Raw genomic sequence first — 18886 nt, forward strand, 5'->3', positions numbered from 1 at the left:
TGACGCCAGAACTTGACGCCGGGTGGGGCCTGCTGCCACCGCTTCCCGCATGAGCGAAACACGTGAACGGGCCGGCGGCCTGCCGAACCACCTGGGCTTCGATGTGGAGGAATGGCGGGAGGGTTATGCCCGCGTGGGGTGCGAGGTCACCCCGGAACTCCTGAACTTCGCCGGGATCATGCATGGCGGCGCGATCATGGCCCTGGCCGATCAGGCGGCCGGCATGGCGGGGCTGTGGTGCTCCGTGCCGGGCCATGTGCGCTACGGCGTGACGGTGGACCTGAACTGCCGCTTCACCAACCGGGTGCCCCCGGGCCGTGTGGTGGCGGAGGCCAAGGTGGTCTCCCAGGGCCGCAGCACCTATTTCGTGCAGTTCGAGGTCTTCGATGCCCGCCGCACCCTTGTGGCCTTCGGCTCCAGCACCCACCGGGTGCGCAAGGGCAGCGAGAGCCTGGAAGGTGTGCCCGGCCTGGCCCGCGAATGATCCCGCGCCCCCGGCCTCGCAGGGAGGCCGGGGGAAATAACACGACAATTGATCGTGTGATAAACCCATTTGCTTGACAGGGCGGGACAATCCGCTTAACCCGGCTCCGTTCCGGCCGGATTCAGGCCGGGGCCGCGGGCGATTTGACGGATGCAGCTTGCGCCGCGTCACCAAGAGCTAAAGCGCCAGGAAGCGAATGCCGGCCCCTCCGGCCCTGCTTCGTGGGTCATCCGACATTGTTGGAGGATCGCGATGCGACGCATGATGCGCATGGCCCGGAGGAATTGAGGCGGGCCGCGCCCGGGTGTCATCCTTTCCACGGGGATGTGCCGGCGGCGCAGACCGGACCTGCCGGATCGTCACGAGGCCGGGGGCGCCGCCTGTGCGACGCCAGCCTGGCCGGGGGCCACCATGCCTCCCAAGAAGCTTCCTGACCGGGTTTTCTCATGTCTTCAGAAGAACAAGCGCCGGCCGCCATCCGGCTCCGTGACCTGACGCGGCGTTTCACCGCGCGCGGTGCGGCGACCCTGGCGCTGGATGGCGTCTCCCTCGATGTCGCCCCGGGGGAGGTCTATGGCATCGTCGGCCGTTCCGGCGCCGGCAAGTCCACGCTGATCCGCTGCGTCAACCTGCTGGAACGTCCCGACAGCGGTGGGGTCGAGGTGCTGGGCCGCGACATGCTGGCGCTGGACGAGGCCGGGCTGCGCCAGGCGCGGCGCGGCATCGGCATGGTCTTCCAGCACTTCAACCTGCTCTCCTCCGCCACGGTGGCGGAGAACATCGCCTTCCCCCTCTCCATCGCCGGCGCGGGGCGGGCGGAGCGCGAGGCGCGGGTGCGGGAACTGCTGCCGCTGGTGGGGCTGGAGGGCAAGCGCGACGCCTATCCGGCGCAGCTCTCGGGCGGGCAGAAGCAGCGCGTGGGCATCGCCCGGGCGCTCGCCTCCGACCCGAAGGTGCTGCTCTGCGACGAGGCCACCAGCGCCCTCGATCCCGAGACCACCGCCGACATCCTGTCCCTGATCAAGTCGCTGCGCGACCGGCTGGACCTGACGGTGCTGCTGATCACCCATGAGATGGCGGTGGTGAAGGCGATCTGCGACCGCGTGGCGGTGATGCAGGCGGGGCGGGTCGTGGAACAGGGCCGGGTCTTCGACGTCTTCACCCGGCCGCAGCAGCCCGTCACGCGCCTTTTCGTGGCGGAGGTGATCGGCCATGCCGTGCCGCCCGGCACGGTCGCCCGCCTGCCGGCGCCGCGGCCGGGGGAGGAGCGGCGGCTTCTCCAGGTGCTCTTCGCCGGGCCGCATTCCACCCGCGCCGTGGTCAGCGAGGCCTCGCGCCGCTTCGGGCTGGACCTGAACATCGTGTCCGGCCGCATCGACGAGATCGGCGGCGAGCCTTTCGGCCTGATGGCCCTCGCCGCCTATGGCACGCCGCCCCAGCTCGACCAGGGCGTGGAATGGATGCGCTCGCTCGGCCTCGACGTGGCTGATGTGAAGGAAGGGAGCCAGCACTGATGCCGAACCTGTTCCCCTGGCTGCCCCCCGCGTTGCAGGATCTGATGATCGACGCGGCCTGGGAGACCCTCGTGATGGTCTTCGTCTCCATCGCGGTGGCGGTGGCGATCGGCCTGCCCCTGGCGCTGCTGCTCTACAGCACGGGGCAGGGCGGGCTGCGCCCGAACGGCTGGATCAACCGGCCGCTCGGCCTGCTGATCAACGCGGTGCGCTCCACCCCCTTCATCATCCTGATGGTGGCCATCGTGCCCTTCACCCGCTTCATCGCGGGCACCTCGATCGGCACCAGCGCCGCCATCGTGCCGCTGGCACTCGCCGCCACTGCCTTCATCTCCCGCCTGTTCGAGGGCGCGCTGCGCGAGGTGGACCGGGGGGTGATCGAGGCCGCCCGCGCCATGGGCGCCACGCGGATGCAGATCCTGACCCGCGTCCTGGTGCCCGAGGCGATGCCCGGCATCATCGCCGCCATCACCGTCTCGCTGGTCAGCCTGGTGGGCTTCTCCGCCATGGCGGGCGCCATCGGCGGCGGGGGGCTCGGCGATCTTGGCATCCGCTTCGGCTACCAGCGCTTCATGCCGGAGGTGATGGCGACCGTGGTCGTCATCCTGATCCTTTTCGTCCAGGGCCTGCAATCGCTGGGCGACTGGCTGGTCCGGCGCGTCAGTCACCGCTGAACAACGAAACGCCACACGACACGGGAAAGAAGACCATGACCCTCGCACGCCGCACGGCCCTCGCCGCTGCCCTCGCCATCCCGGCCTTCGCCGCCGCGACCCGCGCCCGGGCCCAGGGTGCGGAGATCGGCACCGCCGCCCGCCCGCTGAAGATGGGTGTCACCGCCGGCCCGCATGCCCAGGTGATGGAGAAGGTGCGCGAGATCGCCGCCAGGGACGGGCTGGTGATCCGCATCATCGAGTTCACCGACTACATCCAGCCCAACGTGGCGCTCGCCTCCGGCGACCTGGACGCGAACTCCTTCCAGACCCAGCCCTTCCTCGACCAGCAGGTGAGGGACCGCGGCCTCAAGCTGGTCTCGGTGGCCAAGACCCTGACCTTCCCGATGGGCATCTATTCGAAGAAGTACAAGTCGGTGGATGCGCTGCCGCAGGGCGGCCGCATCGCCATTCCCAACGACCCCACCCAGGGCGGGCGCGGCCTGATGCTCTTCGCCCAGGCCGGTGCCATCAAGCTGCCGGCGAATGCGGATGTGGGCGTCACCGTGGCCGACATCACCGAGAACCCGAAGCGCCTGCGCATCGTGGAGCTGGAGGCGGCGCAGCTTCCGCGCGCGCTGGACGATGTGGACGCGGCCGCGATCAACACCAACTACGCCATCACCGCCGGGCTGCAACCGACCCGCGACGCCATCGCCATCGAGCGCAGCGACAGCCCGCATTCCAACCGCATCGTGGTGCGCCAGGGCGACGAGGAGAAGCCCTGGGTGCGGAAGCTGATCAACGCCTATCAGAACGACACGGTGAAGGCCTTCGTGGCGGAGACCTTCTCCGGCTCCGTCATCCCGGCTTTCTGAGGACAGAGCCATGCAGCGTCGCCCCCTCCTCGCCGCCGGCCTCCTGGCCGGCGGCATGCTCCTCCGCCCCGCCCTCCTCCGTGCCCAAACGGGGAACCAGGCGGCGGAGATCGGCAGTGCCGCCCGGCCGCTCAGCATCGGTGTCACCGCCGGGCCGCATGCCCAGGTGACGGAAAAGGTGCGCGAGCTGGCCGCGAAGGACGGCCTCGTACTGCGCCTGGTCGAGTTCACCGATTTCATCCAGCCCAACGCGGCGCTGGCCTCGGGCGACCTCGACAGCAATTCCTACCAGCACCGCCCTTTCCTGGAGCAACAGATCCGGGACCGTGGCTACAGGCTCGCCGCCGTGGCGAAGACGCTGGTCTTCCCGCTCGGCGTCTATGCGCGGAAGTACAAGGCGCTCTCCGACCTGCCGCAGGGCGGGCGCGTGGCCATCCCCAACGACCCGTCCAATGGCGGCCGCGCCCTGCTGCTGCTGGCGAAGGCCGGGCTGATCGGGCTGACGCCGGGCATGGATTTCCGCGCCACCGTGGCCGACATCACCGAGAACCCGAAGCGCCTGCGCATCGTGGAGCTGGAGGCCGCGCAGGTCGCCCGCTCGCTGGACGATGTGGACGCGGCGGTGGTGATCACCGACTACGCGCTGATCGCGGGGCTGGACCCGGCGAAGGACGCGCTGTTCCGCGAGGATGCGGACAGCCCCTATGCCAACCTCCTCGTGGTGCGTGAGGCCGACCGGGACGCCCCCTGGGTGAAGCGCCTGGTGGCCGCCTATCACCGCGACGAGATCCGCGCCTTCGTGCGCGACACCTTCCACGGCAATGTCGTGCCGGCCTTCTGAGGAGCATCCCATGAATCGGCGCCCCCTCCTGCTGGCCACGGCCGGCGGCCTCTTGCTTCCGGCGATCCTGCGGGCGCAAGGCACGGCCCAGACCGGCACGACGCAGACCGGCACGACGCAGACCGGCACGACGCAGACCGGCACGACGCAGACCGGCACGACGCAGATCGGCACGGCGGCGCGGCCCTGCCGCGTCGGCGTCACCAGCGGCGTGCATGCCCAGGTGCTGGAACAGGTGCGCGACGTGCTGGCGCGCGACGGCTTCGCCGTGAAGATCACCGAGTTCGGCGACTTCATCCAGCCGAACGTGGCCCTGGCGGGCGGCGACATCGATGCCAACACCTACCAGCACCAGCCCTTCCTCGACGCGCAGAAGGCGCAGCGCGGCTACGACTTCGTGCCCGTGGGCAAGACCGTGCTGACGGTGATGGCGGTGTTCAGCCGCAAGCTGAAGTCGCTCGCCGACCTGCCGCAGGGTGGGCGCGTGGCCATCCCCAACGACCCGACCAATGGCGGCCGCGCCCTGCTGCTGCTGGCCCAGGGCGGCGTCATCAAGCTGGCCCCCGGCGTGGATTTCCGCGCCACCGTGGCGGATGTGGTGGAGAACCCCAAGCGCCTGCGTTTCGTGGAGCTGGAGGCGGCGCAGATCGCCCGCTCGCTGGACGACGTGGACGCCGCCGCCATCACCGGCAACTACGCCGTTCCGGCCGGGCTGAACCCGCTGAAGGACGGGTTGGTGAAGGAGGGCGCCGAGAGTGTCTACACCTGCCTCGTGGTGGTGCGGCGCCCGGATGCCGATGCCGCCTGGGCGCGGAAGCTGGCTTCCGGCTATGGCGCGCCGGAGGTCAGGCGCTTCGTCGAGGAGAAGTTCGGCGGCGCGGTGATCGTCGGCGCCTGAGGCGGCCGGCGGGGCCATTGCCCCCGCCGTCCGGATGGAACGGGTGTGGCCGATGGGACGCACCCGGTTTTCCGCAAGCCCATTCCCGATTCGGTCCCTGAACGGACGGGGAACGGGATGGGCAGGAAGGCACCGGGAACAGCGGTTTGACAGGATTCGGCCGCGATTTCGGCGGCACCTCGGGCGACTCGGCGGCGCGACTAGATCTTGTGGTGCTCCGCCCGCCGGCACGGCCCCCGGTTCGTGGCCTGTTCGCCCCTGGCCCCGTGGCTCAGAAATCGCTCACCCGGCCCTTGCGCTCCCAGTCGCCATAGCGGGTCGGCTCCGGCCCCTTGGGGCCACCGATCTCCGGCGGCCGGGGCTGTTCCGGGGCGGCTCCCTGGGGGGTGGTCCCGGCTCCGGCCGGCGGGGCGGCCGGCTTCTGCTCGTCCTGGATCTTCACGGCGGGTTCGGGGGAGGCGGATTTCTCGCTCATATTCCCCATATGAGGCGGGACAGAGCCGGGAGAAATACCCGATGAACGGAACACTGCGAACGACGATCCTTCTGGCGGGGCTGATGGCGCTCTTCGCCGGGGTGGGCTTCCTGCTGGGCGGCAGCCAGGGGATGGTGATCGCCCTGGTGATGGCCGGCGGCATGAACCTCTGGGCTTGGTGGAACAGCGACCGGGCCGTCCTGCGCATGCACAACGCCCAGCCCATCGGCCCGGGCGACGCCCCCCGCCTCCATGCCATGGTGCGGGAACTGGCCGCCCGCGCCGGCCTGCCCATGCCCGCCCTCTACGTGATCCACGAGGCCCAGCCCAATGCCTTCGCCACCGGCCGCGACCCGCGGAACGCCGCCGTCGCCGTGACCGCCGGCCTGCTGGAGATGATGCCGGAGGAGGAGGTGGCCGGGGTCGTGGCGCATGAGCTGGCGCATATCCGCCACCGCGACACGCTGATCATGACGGTCACTGCCTGCCTCGCCGGCGCCATCGGCTTCCTGGCGCATTTCGGCGGGCTGCTCGGCGGCGGGCGGGACAACCGCAACCCGCTGGGCTTCATCGGCGTGCTGGTGATGATCGTGGTGGCGCCCCTCATGGCCATGCTGGTGCAGATGGCCATCAGCCGCGCCCGGGAATACGAGGCCGACCGTCTCGGCGCCCAGATCGCCGGCGGGCCGCGGGGCCTGGCCAATGCGCTGCTGCGGCTGGAAGGCGCCCGCCACGCCATCCTCAACCGCTCCGCCGAGGCGCATCCCGAAAGCGCGCCCCTCTTCATCGTCAACCCGCTCTCGGGGCAGGGGGTGGACAATCTCTTCTCCACCCATCCCAGCACCGAGAACCGGGTCCGCGCCCTGCTCGGCACCCATGGCTCCCCCATGGGCGCGGCACCGATGGGCGGCCCGGGGATGCGCGGTTACCAGGGTGGCCCCCAGGTGGGTCCCCAGGTGGGTCCCCAGGCGGGGCCCTGGAGTGGCGGCCCCCGGGGGCGCGGCTCCGTGCCTCCCACCGGCCGCCGCCGCCGTGGCCCCTGGGGATAGGTCCCGCCCGGGCCTCCCGCCTTCGGGGAACCCCCTGGCCCAGGGGTAGTCGCAGGGGCAGTCGCGACGGGATGCCGGGGCCGCCCCTGCCACCGGGTGGGCAGGCTTGCCCAGCCCCGCTGCCCCATTCCCGGGCAGGCCGGGGCCGCCCCGGACATCCTTCCGCCCCGGAACTGCCATGGCACGACGATTGCTGGCTGTGCCGGGCTGACGGGGTTGCTGTTGCGCTGCGATCAGGCCGAGCATGTGGCGGGCATGATACCCGCCGTGCCGGTCCGGAGCGCGACAGGGACCCGCACGACAGCCCGAGACGGAGGCTTGCCGATGAAGACGACCCGCCGCGCCCTTCTGGCCCGCAGCCTCGCGGTGCCCGCCCTGGCCCCATTGGCCGCGGGCGGCGCGCTGCCCTTCCTGGCGCGGCCGGCGCGCGCCCAGGCGGCCAATGGCATCCTCCGCTTCGGCCTGTCCGCCTTTCCGCCGAACCTGCAGCCCTGGGCCAGCTCCGGCGCCTCCGCCGGCACGGTGAAGATGCTGATCCACCGCCGGCTGATCTCCTTCGACGGGAAGGGCGAGCTGAAGGGGGAACTGGCGGAATCCTGGGCGCATGAGGACGGCGCCTGGGTCTTCCGCCTGCGCAAGGAGGCGATCTTCCAGAATGGCGAGCCGGTGACGGCGGAGGATGTCAAATGGACGATCGAGCAGATCGCCGGCGAGAAATCCACCGCCTACATGCGCTCGCAGTTCCAGCAGGTGACGCGCATCGAGACGCCGGACGCGTACACGCTGAAGCTTTACACCAAGGAACCGGTCGCCACCGTCCCGAGCTGGTTCAGCAACTACAACATGGCCATCGTCTGGCGGAAATCCTCCGCGAACGAGCCGGTCGGCGCCGGGCCGTTCCGCATCGCGGGGCAGGAGCGCGGCACCTCCATCGACCTCGTCCCCTTCGACAAGTACCCGCGCCAGGGTTTCCCGAAGCTCAAGGGCGTGAAGTTCACCGTCTATGCCGACGAGAACCTGCGCGTCGCGGCGCTGCAGTCGGGCGATGTGGACCTGATCGAATATGTGCCCTGGCAGTCGATGAGCGCCATCGAGGGCGATCCGCGTCTGAGGATGCAGACGCAGTACGGCCCCTTCATGGACATCCTGTTCAACGGCGCCAAGGGCCCCTTCGCCGATGCCCGGGTACGCCGCGCCGTCGCCCATGCCGTGCGGCGCGAGGACATCGTGAAGGCCGCCTTCTTCGGCCGGGGCAAGGTGCTGGAGGGTGTGCCGATCGCCGAGGGCACGCCCTGGTACGATGAGACGCTCGCCCATGGCTGGAACTATGACCCGGCGCGCTCCAAGGCCCTGCTGGCCGAGGCGGGCGTGCCGGGCGGCTTCCAGGCCACGCTGCTCGCCACCGCGCAATACGGCATGCACAAGGACACGGCGGAAGTGGTGCAGCAGCACTTGGCCGCCATCGGCATCCAGTGCGAGCTGCGGCTGCCCGACTGGTCCACCCGCGTCAGCCTGGGCATGCGCGGCCAGTACGAGATCGCCATCCATGGCGTGTCCAGCGACAACAACGACCCGGACGGTCTGTCGGTGGTGATGGACACATCGCTGGCGCCCACCCATGGCCGCTCCTATGCGCTCCAGGCACCGCGCACGGTGGCGGCGCTGGCGCGCGGCCGCGCCGAGTTCGACCAGGCGAAGCGCATCGAGATCTACCGGGAGATGCAGCGGGCGGCGCTGGAGGAGGTGCCGCTGGTCGGCCTCGCCTGGCGCGCCCAGGGCTATGCGATGGACAAGAACGTCCAGGGCTTCACCAACCTGCCCGGCGCGCTCACCCTCCTCTCCGGCGCGACGCTGGAAGAGGTGAGCTTCGCCTGATGCTCTGGATCCTCCGGCGCATCGGCATCTCGCTCGCCCTGGTCTGGGTGGTGGCCAGCATCGTCTTCATGGCCCTGCATCTCGTGCCCGGCGATCCGGCGGAGCTGCTGCTGTCCACCGGCGGCGTCTCGCCCGATCCGGCGGCGGTGGCCGAGCTGCGCGAGCGCCTGGGCCTCGACCTGCCGCTGATGACGCAATACGGCAGCTTCCTCGCCGGCCTGCTGCGCGGCGACCTGGGTTCCTCGCTGGTCGATGACTATCCGGTGGCGCAGGAGATCGCGCTGCGCCTGCCGCGCACGCTGGAACTGATCCTCTCCGGCACGCTGCTCGCCGTCGTCGTCGGCATGCCCGCCGGCACCTGGGCGGCGCTGCACCGGGGCGGGGTTTTCGACCGCATCGCCTCCGGCATCGCCGCCTTCCTGCTGGCGCTGCCGGTCTTCGTGGTCGGCACGCTGCTGGTGCTGGTCTTCGCGCAGATGCTGCGGATCATGCCGGCGGGCGGCTACGTCCCCTTCGCGCAGAGCCCCGGCCAGCACCTCCTTCTCCTCACCCTGCCGGCCATCGCCATCGGCAAGGGGCTGGCCGCCGTGGTCTTCCGCATGACCCGTGCCTCGGTGCTCGATGCGCTGGGCAAGGATTTCGTCCGCACCGCCCGCGCCAAGGGCCTCAGCCCCCGGCGCATCCTGGTGCATCATGTGGTGCGCAACGCGCTGACCCCGGTGCTGACCGTGCTGGCGCTGCACATGGGCTCGCTGCTCGGCGGCACGGTGCTGGTGGAATACGTCTTCAACTGGCCGGGCCTTTCCACGCCGCTGCTGCGCGCGGTGGAGGCGCGGGACTATCCCATGGTGGTCGGCATCGTGCTGGTGATCTCGGCGCTCTTCCTGCTGATCAACCTGCTGACCGACCTGCTCTACGCTGCCCTCGACCCCCGCATCCGGACAGCCTGACCATGAGGAAGCCCTGGATTCCCGGCGCGGCCGTCGCCGTCATCATCCTGCTGGCCCTCGCCGCGCCGCTGCTCGGCCTGCCCGACCCGGTCCGGCAGGACATCGCCCACCGCTTGTCCGGCCCCCTGGCGGGCAGCCCGCTGGGCCGCGACGAGTTCGGCCGCGACGTGCTCTCGCGCCTGATCTGGGGCGCCCGCACCAGCCTCTCGGTCGCCTTCGCCTCCGCCATCGTCGCCGGCATCCTGGGCACGCTGCTCGGGCTGATCGGCGGCTGGTTCCGCGGGCTGGGGGAGATGCTGGCGGTGCGCAGCATGGACATCATCCTCTGCTTCCCGCCGGTGCTGCTGGCGCTGCTCGTCGTCACGCTGATGGGGCCGGGGGCGGGGACGCTGATCCTGGTCCTGTCCGTCCTCTACCTTCCCGGCTTCGCCCGCGTGACCTATGCCGAGGTCCTTTCGGCGCGCGAGCACGACTATGTGGAGGCCGTCCGAGCCCTCGGCGCCCCCACCGGCCGCATCCTGCTGCGCACCGTGCTGCCCAATGTCGCCGGGCCGATCCTGGTGCAGTTCTCGCTGGCCGTGGCCGCCGCCGTGGTGCTGGAAAGCGGCCTGTCCTTCCTTGGCCTCGGCGTGGTGCCGCCGGCGCCGTCCTGGGGGCTGATGATCCGTGGCGCCCGCGCCACGATGGAACAGGCGCCGCTGCTGCTGCTCTGGCCCTGCCTCGCGCTGACGCTGACCATCCTGGCCATGAACCTGCTCTGCGACAGGCTGCGCGACGCGGTGGATCCGCGCACCGGCGCCGGGCGGATGCGCCTGCGCGCGGTGGACCGCGTGTTGCCGGGCCTGCTGCCGCGCCGCGAGGCCCATGGGGAGGCCGAGGCGGAGGCGGTGCTGGAGGTGCGGGACCTCACCGTGGAGATCGCCACCCCGCGCGGCACGATCCGCCCGGTGGAGGGCGTCTCCTTCTCCGTGAAGCCCGGCGAGACCCTGGCCGTGGTGGGCGAGAGCGGTTCCGGCAAGTCGGTCACCGTCACCGCGGTGATGGGCCTGCTGCCGCCCGTCGCCCAGGTCGCCGGCGGCGCCGCCTGGTTCGGCGGGCGCGACCTGCTGCGCCTGCCGGAGGAGGAACTCCGCCGGCTGCGCGGCGGACCCATGGCGATGATCTTCCAGGACCCGATGAGCAGCCTGAACCCCGTCCACCGCGTGGGCGACCAGGTGGCCGAGGCGATCCTGGCGCACCAGCCGAAGCTGGGGGGAGCCGAGGCGTGGAAGCGCGCCCTGGAACTCTTCCGCCGCGTCGGCATCGCCGATCCGGAACGCCGCATGCGCGTCTTCCCGCACGAGATGTCGGGCGGCATGCGCCAGCGCGTGATGATCGCCATGGCGCTGGCCAACCGCCCGCGCCTGCTGATCGCCGACGAGCCCACCACGGCACTGGACGTCACGGTGCAGGCGCAGATCCTCGACCTGCTGGCCGATCTCCAGCGTGAGACCGGCATGGGCATGGTCTTCATCACCCACAGCCTGGGCGTGGTGGCGGAGATCGCCGGCAGTGTCGCCGTCATGTATGCCGGGCAGGTGGTGGAACGCGGCAGCGTGGAGGCGGTCTTCCGCGACCCGCTGCACCCCTATACCCGCGCCCTGCTGGCGGCGGTGCCGGAGGGGGAGCACCAGCCCGCCGGCATCCCCGGCGTGGTGCCGCCGCCGCATGCCTTCCCGGTCGGCTGCCGCTTCGCCCCCCGCTGCCCGCATGCCATCGCCGCCTGCGAGGCCGGGCCGCCCCCGCTGGAGGAAGCCCGCCCCGGCCGCAGCACCCGCTGCATCCGCTGGGCCGAACTCGGCGCCCTGGAGGATCAGGCGGCATGAGCCCGTTGCCCCTTCCGCTGATCGAGGCCGAGGCCCTTTCCAAGACTTTCCCCGCCAAGGGCGTCTTCCGCCGCGGCAGGCCGGTGCAGGCGGTGCGCCAGATCCACGCCCGGGTCGCGCGCGGCGAGGCGCTGGGCGTGGTCGGCGAGAGCGGCTCCGGCAAAAGCACGCTCGGCCGCATGATGCTGGGCCTGCTGCCCGCCACCTCCGGCAGCCTGCGCTTCGACGGGCGGGAGATGGAGGGCATCTCCCGCGCCGAATGGCGCCGCCTGCGCCGGCGCATGCAGATCGTCTTCCAGGACCCCTTCTCCAGCCTCGACCCGCGCCGCCGCATCGGCCCGCAGATCGCCGACGGGATGGATATCCACGGCCTCGCCTCCGGTGCGGAGCAGGCACGGATCGTGGGCGAGCTGCTGGCCCGCGTCGGGCTCGACCCCGCCCATGCGCAGCGCTTCCCGCATGAATTCTCCGGTGGTCAGCGCCAGCGCATCGGCATCGCCCGCGCCCTGGCGACGAAACCCGACTTCCTGGTGGCCGACGAGCCGGTGAGCGCGCTAGACGTCTCCATCCAGGCCCAGGTGGTGCAACTCCTCTCCGACCTGCGGCGCGACCTGGGGCTGGCGATGCTCTTCATCAGCCACGACCTGCCGGTGGTGCGGCATCTCTGCGACCGGGTGATGGTGATGTATCTCGGCCGCGTCATGGAGGAAGGGCCGGCCGGGACCGTCTTCAGCCGCCCGGCGCATCCCTATACCCGCGCCCTGCTCTCGGCGACGCCGCGCTTGGACCCGAAGCACCGGGTGAAGCGCATCCTGCTGGCCGGCGACCCGCCCAGCCCGTCCAACCCCCTTCCGGCTGCGTCTTCCGCACCCGCTGCGCCCATGCGGTCGCGGCCTGCGCGGGCGACGTGCCGGCGCTGCGGCCCTTCGGAGCCCCCGGCCAGGCCGTCGCCTGCAGCCGGGCCGAGGAGCTCGCCTGACGGCATCCCCGGCACGTGCCGGGGGCCGTCCCGTCCAGAACTGTCCAGGAGTGTGTGAGAGTGGCCACCAAGACGACGCCCAAGGTGCATATGGGCACGCTGACCGGCGGCGAGGGGCGCGAAGCCTACGCGAAGAACCCGGTCATCCTGCTGCCCATGGGCAGCCATGAGGACCAGGGGCCGCATGCCCCGATGGGCGACTATCTCCTGGCCGAGAAGATCGCGGAACTCGCCGCGCTGCGCGCCACCGGGCTCGGCACGCCCACCTATGTCGCCCCGGTCCTGCCCTTCGGCGGCGCCGACTGGTTCGCGCCGATGATCGGCGGCATCGCCATCACCCAGGCGACGCTGACCAGCGTCATCACCGACATGGTGGAAAGCCTGCACCGCAACGGCCTGACCCGGATCGTCGTGATCAACGGCCATGGCGGCAATGTCGGCCCGATCGCCGAGGTGGCGCGCCGCCTCTACGAGAAGGACAGGACGATCCTGCCGAGCCTCTACCTGTGGCGCATCGGCTATGGCCTGCTGCCCGGCATCGTCGGCGCGGAGAAGGCCAAGGCGGTGTCCGGCCATGGCGCCGATCCGCTGACCAGCATCGGCCTGCACCTCTTCCCCGAGCTGATCCGCAAGGACATGGTCCCCGCCGCCGCGCCGCTGAAGAGCGACAGCGTCCTGGGCCTGCCCTTCACCGGCCTGGGCACGGCCAGCTTCGACGGCGCCGAGATCGGCCTGCCCAACTCCTATGACGAGGTCTATCACGACGGCGTCGCCAAGGGCGACCCGAACCTCTCCTCCGCCGAAACCGGCGCCGCCCTGGCCGAGAAGCTCACCGACATCGTCGCCCGCTTCGCCGTCCACTTCGCCAGCCGCATTCCGGCCTGATCGGGCCGGGGCCAGGGAGGGCTCTGCCCTCCCTGGAACCCACCCGCCCAGGGACGTTGGTCCCTGGGAACCCTGTGAGCGCTCCGCGAGGAGGGGGATGGCCACCGCCGTACCGATGGCGACCGGTGTCCTGCTCCCCCTCCTCGCGGAGCGCTCATGGCGGGGTCTCGGGGGGCACACTGTGCCCCTGAGCGGAGGGTCCGGGAGGCAGAGCCTCCCGGTTCCCAGGCCCAATCAAGGCAGGAAGGCGATGGTGGGATACGATCTGGTGGTCCGGGGCGGCGTGGTCGCGGCGGGCGGGGAGGCGCGGCGCTGCGATGTGGGCGTGCGGGCCGGGCGGATCGCGGCGGTCGGCGAGGAGCTGCCCGTGGAAGGCGCGCGGATCGTCGAGGCGGACGGGCTGCTGGTCCTGCCGGGCGGTGTGGACACGCATTGCCATATCGAGGAGCCGCAGCCCGATGGCAGCATCCATGAGGAGAGCTTCACCACCGCCAGCCACTCGGCCTTCGCCGGCGGCACCACGACGCTGGTCTGCTTCACGCCGCAGTTCAAGGGCGGCGGCATCCTGGCGCAGCACCGCGCGAACCGGGCGCGCGCGGCGCGCGGCATGATCGACCACGGCTTCCACCAGGTGATCACCGACCCGACCCCGGCGGTGATGGAGACCGAGCTGCCGCAGGTGGTGGCCGATGGGGTGGCCAGCCTGAAGGCCTTCCTGACCTACGATCCGCTGCACCTGACGGATGCGGAGTTCCTGCGCGTCCTGCTCGCCGCGCGCCGGCACGGGCTGATGGTGCATGTGCACTGCGAGAACCACGACGCCATCCAGTGGCGGCAGCAGGCGCTGCTGGCGGCGGGCCTGACCGCGCCGAAATACCATGCCTGGGCCCGGCCCCCGGTGGTGGAGCGCGAGGCCACGCACCGCGCCATCGCCCTGGCGGAACTGGTGGACCAGCCGATCCAGGTCTTCCACGTCTCCTGCGCCGAGGTGGCGGAGGAGATCGCCCGCGCCCAGGCCCGGGGGCTGAAGGTCTGGGGCGAGACCTGCCCGCAATACCTGGTCCTGACCGCCGGGGACATGGACCGGCCGGGCTTCGAGGGCGCGAAGTTCATCTGCAGCCCCGCCCCGCGCCAGGCGGAGGATCACGAGGGCACCTGGGAGATGCTGCGCCGGGGCACGCTCTCGGTCGTTTCCTCCGACCATTGCGGCTTCTCCTTCGAGGGGGAGCGGGGCAAGGCCCGGAACGGGCGCGACGCCTCCTTCGACGCCATCCCCAACGGCATTCCGGGCCTCGCCGCCCGCCTGCCGGTCCTCTTCTCCGAGGGCGTCTCGAAGGGGCGCATCGACCTCGCCCGCTTCGTCGCCCTCACCGCCACCGAGCCCGCCCGGATCGCCGGCCTGTCCCGCCGCAAGGGAGCCATCGCCCCCGGGCTGGATGCCGACCTGGTGCTCTGGGACCCGGCGAAGGAGGTCACTCTCACCAACGCCCTGATGCAGCATGCCATCGACCACACCCCCTATGAGGGGCTGGCGGTGAAGGGCTGGCCGGTCATGACCATCGCCCGGGGGGAGGTGGCGATGGATCAGGGCAGGATGCTGGCCCGGCCCGGTTCCGGCCGCTGGCTGCCCCGCGACACCAGCGAGGCCGCCCGCCCCCTGGGCCGCCTGCCGGACGGCTTCGAGGCCGCACCGCCGCTGCCCTGACGGAAATTTGCCCTTTCCTTCCCCGGGCGTGGCCGTGGTAGGGCTCTGGTTCCAGAGCAAGGCCCACTTGCCCCGAGGGAGGGAAGCATGTCCGGTTCTCCGGCACGCGCACATGCCGATCAGGTCCGCGCCGTCCTGCAGGATGGCACGGCGGCGGCGCGCTCCGTGGTGGCGGCCTCCTGGCGCCGCTCGATGACCCAGTACGGGCTGGATCCGGAGAACCGCCGCGCGCCCTGGCGGATGACGGAGGCCGAGCTGCGCGAGGCGCGCGAGCGCATGGAGCCGCTGATCCAGCTCGCCCAGCCGAGCATGGACCGGCTGTTCCAGGCGGTGGGCGGGATCGGCTGCTGCGTGCTGCTGACCGACCGCAACGGCGTGCCGGTGGAACGCCGCGGCGCCCCGGCGGACGACGCGCAGTTCCGCGACTGGGGCCTCTGGACCGGCACGGTCTGGAGCGAGGCGCAGGAGGGCACCAACGGCATCGGCACCTGCATCGCCGAGCAGCGCGCGCTGACCATCCATCGCGACCAGCATTTCCACACCCGCAATGCAGGGCTGAGCTGCAGCACCGTGCCGATCTTCGACGAGGAAGGCCGCCTCGCCGCCGCGATCGACGTCTCCTCCTGCCGCGCCGACCTCACCGAGGGCTTCACCGGCCTGATCGCCGCCGCCGCGGGGGAGGCCGCGCGCCGCATCGAGGAACGCAACTTCCGCCGCGCCTTCCCGCGCGCGCGCATCGTCCTGGCCGATGACCGCGCCCCCGGCGCGCTGCTCGCCATCGATGCGGACGACCTGGTGATCGGCGCCACGCGCGCCGCGCGCCTGGCGCTGAACATCTCCCCCGGCCGGCTGCGCCAGCCCTTGCCGGCGGCCGACCTGCTGGGTTCCGGCGGCCCGGCCACGGATCTGCTGCAGGCCGAGCGCAGCGCGGTGCAGCACGCCCTCGCGCGCGCCGGTGGCAATGTCTCCGCCGCCGCCGAGGCACTCGGCATCAGCCGCGCCACGCTGCACCGCAAACTGCGCCGCCTCGGCCTGCGCGGAGCGAACTGAACGGGGGCCTGTCGCAGATCTGCGACAGGCAAAGGATTCTCCCCATTCCGGACAGGTGACAGGACGGGAGCGGAAGCGCCAGCTTACCCGCGATGCGATCCGCAACGCATGACGGATCGCGACGGAGGGAAGCATGACCAAGCTCGACGCCCTGCGCGTGACGGATTCCCCGTTCAAGCGCCGCTATGGCAACTTCATCGGCGGCCAATGGGTGGAACCCGCCAGCGGCCGCACCTTCGCCAACACCTCTCCGATCAACGGCCGCGTCCTGTGCGAGGTCGCGCGCTCCGACGCCACCGACATCGACCGTGCCCTCGACGCCGCCCATGCGGCCAAGGACGCCTGGGGCCGCACCAGCGCCGCGGAACGCGCCCGGCTGCTGAACGCGATCGCGCAGCGCATGGAGGACAATCTCGACCTCCTCGCCCGTGCCGAGACGCTCGACAACGGCAAGCCGATCCGCGAGACCACGGCGGCCGACATTCCGCTCGCCATCGACCATTTCCGCTACTTCGCCGGCTGCATCCGCGCGCAGGAAGGCACGATCAGCGAGATCGACCACGACACCGTCGCCTACCACTTCCACGAGCCGCTGGGCGTGGTCGGGCAGATCATCCCGTGGAACTTCCCGATCCTGATGGCCTGCTGGAAGCTCGCCCCCGCGCTGGCCGCCGGCAACTGCGTGGTGCTGAAGCCCGCCGAGCAGACGCCGGCCTCGATCCTCGTGCTAGCGGAGCTGATCGCCGACATCCTGCCGCCCGGCGTGCTGAACATCGTCAACGGCTTCGGGCTGGAGGCCGGCAAGCCGCTGGCGCTCAGCCCGCGCATCGCCAAGATCGCCTTCACCGGCGAGACGACGACGGGCCGGCTGATCATGCAGTATGCCAGCCAGAACCTGATCCCCGTGACGCTGGAGCTCGGCGGCAAGTCGCCCAACATCTTCTTCCAGGATGTCGGCGCCGAGGATGACGACTTCCTCGACAAGGCGATCGAGGGCTTCGTGATGTTCGCGCTGAACCAGGGCGAGGTCTGCACCTGCCCCTCCCGCGCTCTGATCCATGAGAGCCTCTACGACCGCTTCATGGAGAAGGCACTCCGGCGCGTCGGCGAGATCCGGCAGGGCGATCCGCTCGACCCCGGCACCATGATCGGCGCCCAGGCCTCCAGCGAGCAGCTGGAGAAGATCCTGAGCTATATCGACATCGGCAGGCAGGAAGGCGCCGAGGTGCTGATCGGCGGGGAGCGCAACATCCTGTCCGGCGACCTCGCGGAAGGCTTCTACGTGAAGCCCACCGTCTTCCGCGGCCATAACCGCATGCGCATCTTCCAGGAGGAGATCTTCGGCCCCGTCGTTTCCGTCACCACCTTCAAGGATGACGAGGAAGCCCTTTCCATCGCCAACGACACGCTCTACGGCCTGGGCGCCGGCGTCTGGACGCGGGACGTGAACCGCGCCTACCGCTTCGGCCGCGCCATCCAGGCCGGGCGTGTCTGGACCAACTGCTACCACGCCTATCCGGCCCATGCGGCCTTCGGCGGGTAAAAGCAGTCGGGCATCGGGCGTGAGAACCATCGCATGATGCTCGACCACTACCAGCAGGCCAAGAACATGCTGGTCAGCTACAGCCCGAAGAAGCTCGGCTTCTTCTGACGGGCTGTGGGGGCGGCGCGGGATGTCCACCCCGCGCCGCCCGGGAGCACACAGGACCCTGAACAAACCGAGAGAGGAGAACGTCCATGGCCAGGACCATGAAGGCGGCGGTCGTCCGCGAGTTCGGCAAGCCACTCACCATCGACGAGGTGCCCATTCCCGAGGCAGGGCCGGGGCAGATCCAGGTCGCCATCCGCGCCTCCGGCGTCTGCCACACCGACCTGCACGCGGCGGAGGGCGACTGGCCGGTGAAGCCCAACCCGCCCTTCATCCCGGGGCATGAGGGCGTCGGCTATGTTTCCGCCGTCGGCGCGGGCGTGAAGAACGTCAAGGAGGGCGACCGCGTCGGCGTGCCCTGGCTCTACACCTCCTGCGGCCATTGCAGGCACTGCCTGGGCGGCTGGGAAACGCTGTGCGAGGCGCAGCTCAACACCGGCTATTCGGTCAATGGCGGCTTCGCGGAATATGTCGTGGCCGATCCGAACTATGTCGGCCACCTGCCGAAGAACGTGTCCTTCGCCGAGATCGCGCCCGTGCTCTGCGCCGGCGTCACGGTCTACAAGGGCCTCAAGATGACCGAGGCCAGGCCCGGCGACTGGGTGGTGATCTCCGGCATCGGCGGGCTCGGCCATATGGCGGTGCAGTATGCCAAGGCGATGGGCCTGCATGTCGCGGCGGTGGATATCGACGATGCCAAGCTCGACCTGGCCCGCCGCCTGGGCGCCAGCCTGACGGTGAATGCCCGGAACGAGGACCCCGCCACGGCGGTGAAGAAGCACACCGGCGGCGGCGCCCAGGGCGTGCTGGTCACCGCCGTCTCGCCCAAGGCCTTCGAGCAGGCCCTCGGCGTGGTCGGTCGCGGCGGCACGGTGGCGCTGAACGGCCTGCCGCCCGGCGACTTCCCGCTGCCCATCTTCGACATGGTGCTGAACGGCATCACCGTGCGCGGCTCCATCGTCGGCACGCGGCTCGACCTGCAGGAATCCTCGACTTCGCCGGGGAGGGGCTGGTCAAGGCCACCGTCAGCACCGAGCCGCTGGAGAAGGTCAACGAGGTCTTCGACCGCATGCACAAGGGCCAGATCGAGGGGCGTGTCGTGCTCGATCTCGCGTCATGATGGGCGGGGAGGGGCAC

General features: G+C 70.9%; 14 protein-coding genes and 3 pseudogenes. 16 read left to right on the top strand and 1 reads right to left on the bottom strand.

What is annotated here, in order from left to right; genetic code table 11:
• Window positions 1-49: 49 nt before the first annotated feature.
• The 6 genes from MVG78_RS04915 to MVG78_RS04940 all read left to right on the top strand — a co-directional run bounded on the left by MVG78_RS04915 (window position 50) and on the right by MVG78_RS04940 (window position 5268).
• Window positions 50-484, top strand: a complete 435-nt coding sequence (locus MVG78_RS04915) for a PaaI family thioesterase (protein WP_247558739.1) — start codon at window positions 50-52, stop codon at window positions 482-484.
• A 446-nt stretch (window positions 485-930) separates the two neighbouring features.
• On the top strand, window positions 931-1998 hold the full coding sequence (locus MVG78_RS04920) for a methionine ABC transporter ATP-binding protein (protein ID WP_247558740.1): 1068 nt from the start codon (window positions 931-933) through the stop codon (window positions 1996-1998).
• Window positions 1998-2672, top strand: a complete 675-nt coding sequence (locus MVG78_RS04925) for a methionine ABC transporter permease (protein WP_247558742.1) — start codon at window positions 1998-2000, stop codon at window positions 2670-2672. The genes MVG78_RS04920 and MVG78_RS04925 overlap by 1 nt, the downstream gene beginning before the upstream one ends.
• 35 nt (window positions 2673-2707) lie before the next feature.
• Window positions 2708-3529 carry a MetQ/NlpA family ABC transporter substrate-binding protein gene (locus tag MVG78_RS04930; protein ID WP_247558744.1) on the top strand — a complete coding sequence of 274 codons (822 nt, stop codon included), beginning with the start codon at window positions 2708-2710 and terminating at the stop codon, window positions 3527-3529.
• Between the two features lie 10 nt (window positions 3530-3539).
• Entirely contained in the window at window positions 3540-4370 is an 831-nt protein-coding gene (locus MVG78_RS04935; RefSeq protein ID WP_247558746.1) for a MetQ/NlpA family ABC transporter substrate-binding protein, read from the top strand.
• A 10-nt stretch (window positions 4371-4380) separates the two neighbouring features.
• Window positions 4381-5268 carry a MetQ/NlpA family ABC transporter substrate-binding protein gene (locus tag MVG78_RS04940; protein ID WP_247558748.1) on the top strand — a complete coding sequence of 296 codons (888 nt, stop codon included), beginning with the start codon at window positions 4381-4383 and terminating at the stop codon, window positions 5266-5268.
• A 271-nt stretch (window positions 5269-5539) separates the two neighbouring features.
• On the opposite strand, the gene MVG78_RS04945 is transcribed toward MVG78_RS04940, so the two are convergent.
• Complete coding sequence (locus MVG78_RS04945) at window positions 5540-5743, bottom strand: succinate dehydrogenase assembly factor 4 (RefSeq protein ID WP_247558750.1); 204 nt, start codon at window positions 5741-5743, stop codon at window positions 5540-5542.
• 41 nt (window positions 5744-5784) lie between these two features.
• Between MVG78_RS04945 and htpX the strand changes: the two genes are divergently transcribed.
• The 10 genes and pseudogenes from htpX to adhP all read left to right on the top strand — a co-directional run bounded on the left by htpX (window position 5785) and on the right by adhP (window position 18869).
• Window positions 5785-6792: a zinc metalloprotease HtpX gene (gene htpX / locus MVG78_RS04950; protein ID WP_247558751.1), complete on the top strand. Its 1008-nt coding sequence runs from the start codon at window positions 5785-5787 to the stop codon at window positions 6790-6792.
• A 324-nt stretch (window positions 6793-7116) separates the two neighbouring features.
• On the top strand, window positions 7117-8667 hold the full coding sequence (locus tag MVG78_RS04955) for an ABC transporter substrate-binding protein (protein WP_247558753.1): 1551 nt from the start codon (window positions 7117-7119) through the stop codon (window positions 8665-8667).
• A complete protein-coding gene (locus MVG78_RS04960; RefSeq protein WP_247558755.1) occupies window positions 8667-9617 on the top strand; it encodes an ABC transporter permease in 951 nt (316 codons plus the stop codon). Before MVG78_RS04955 ends, MVG78_RS04960 begins: the two co-directional genes overlap by 1 nt.
• A gap of 2 nt (window positions 9618-9619) precedes the next feature.
• A complete protein-coding gene (locus MVG78_RS04965; RefSeq protein ID WP_247558757.1) occupies window positions 9620-11482 on the top strand; it encodes a dipeptide/oligopeptide/nickel ABC transporter permease/ATP-binding protein in 1863 nt (620 codons plus the stop codon).
• Window positions 11479-12461: pseudogene (locus tag MVG78_RS04970) on the top strand (ABC transporter ATP-binding protein). The gene MVG78_RS04965 and the pseudogene MVG78_RS04970 overlap by 4 nt, the downstream one beginning before the upstream one ends.
• A gap of 60 nt (window positions 12462-12521) precedes the next feature.
• Window positions 12522-13346 carry a creatininase family protein gene (locus tag MVG78_RS04975; protein WP_247558759.1) on the top strand — a complete coding sequence of 275 codons (825 nt, stop codon included), beginning with the start codon at window positions 12522-12524 and terminating at the stop codon, window positions 13344-13346.
• Window positions 13347-13596: 250 nt separating this feature from the next.
• Window positions 13597-15051 carry a dihydropyrimidinase gene (hydA, locus tag MVG78_RS04980; RefSeq protein ID WP_247558761.1) on the top strand — a complete coding sequence of 485 codons (1455 nt, stop codon included), beginning with the start codon at window positions 13597-13599 and terminating at the stop codon, window positions 15049-15051.
• A gap of 87 nt (window positions 15052-15138) precedes the next feature.
• A complete protein-coding gene (locus MVG78_RS04985) occupies window positions 15139-16101 on the top strand; it encodes a GAF domain-containing protein (RefSeq protein ID WP_247558763.1) in 963 nt (320 codons plus the stop codon).
• A gap of 133 nt (window positions 16102-16234) precedes the next feature.
• A pseudogene (gene adh, locus MVG78_RS04990) lies at window positions 16235-17752 on the top strand (aldehyde dehydrogenase).
• 86 nt (window positions 17753-17838) lie between these two features.
• Window positions 17839-18869: pseudogene (adhP, locus tag MVG78_RS04995) on the top strand (alcohol dehydrogenase AdhP).
• Window positions 18870-18886 lie beyond the last annotated feature (17 nt).

Origin of the sequence: Roseomonas gilardii subsp. gilardii (assembly GCF_023078375.1) — a bacterium.
GTDB classification, from domain to species: Bacteria; Pseudomonadota; Alphaproteobacteria; order Acetobacterales; family Acetobacteraceae; genus Roseomonas; species Roseomonas gilardii.